The sequence below is a fragment of the Mesorhizobium sp. M7A.F.Ca.AU.002.02.1.1 genome (assembly GCF_003998535.1).
GTDB lineage: Bacteria > Pseudomonadota > Alphaproteobacteria > Rhizobiales > Rhizobiaceae > Mesorhizobium > Mesorhizobium ciceri.
On record NZ_RZPB01001304.1, the window covers coordinates 1 to 935 of the forward strand.

Sequence of the window (935 nt, forward strand, 5' to 3'; positions counted from 1 at the left end):
TGCCGGGGCTGTCCGGCCCGCCGCTGAACCATGGCGCGTCGAGCGACCAGTTGGCGCCCGACAGGCCCGCCGCCAGCACCTCGACCATCAGCGCGATGTTGGCGCCGCGCTGACCGCCGAAGGCGAGCATTGCACCCTTCATGGCGGCGGCGGGATCGGTGGTCGGATTGCCGCTGGCGTCCAGTGCCCAGCCTTCCGGGATTGTCTTGCCGTCCTCGGCCGCTTTGCGGATGTTGACGAAAGCGGTGGCGCTCGACGACTGGTCGATGACCAGCGGCGCCCCGTCGGCGGCAGGCGCGGCAAACGACATCGGGTTGGTGCAGTAGACCGGCTTGACCGAGCCCGAGCCGGCAAGCACGGCCGGGCCGTTGGTGGCTGCGAACGACACCAGTCCTTGTGCTGCCAGCCTTCCGGTGAAATAGCCGAGCGCGCCGCATGTATAGGCGTTCTTCTGCGAGAAGATGGCGACACCGAACAGCTTTGCCGCCTTGGCGAGGTCGTCGATGTTGCGGTCGAAGCCGGTATGCGCCAGCCCGCCGCGTGCATCGGAGAGATAGACTGCCAGCGCCGGCCGTGTGATCACCGGGTCGGCATTGCCGTCGATGCGTCCGGCTTCCAGCGCCTCGAGATAGTCGATGAAATGCGACAGACCGACCGAGGAAAGCCCTTCGGCCTCGGCTGATATGATCGAAGCAGTGAGCGATTGCGCCGCTTCCTCATTGGCGCCGGCGCCAAGTGCCGCCATCCGGCACAGTCCTTTTGCCTGGTCGAGACTGAGTTGCATCATGGCCGTCCTAGGGGAGTAGGGGAATAGGGGAGTACGGGACAGTGGGCAGTGAATAGCGAATGGGGATGGAAATGTGAATGTGGATAGTGGCCCGATACTCCCCTACTCCCCTACTCCCCTACTCCCCTACTCCCCTACTCCCCTACTC

At 65.0% G+C, this 935-nt stretch carries 1 protein-coding gene; it reads right to left on the reverse strand.

Translation table 11 applies throughout. From position 1 onward, the window contains the following. The coding region (locus tag EN879_RS37315; protein ID WP_164774912.1) for an Ldh family oxidoreductase at nt 1-784 on the reverse strand (784 nt) is incomplete at its 3' end. Between the last annotated feature and the right edge of the window lie 151 nt (nt 785-935).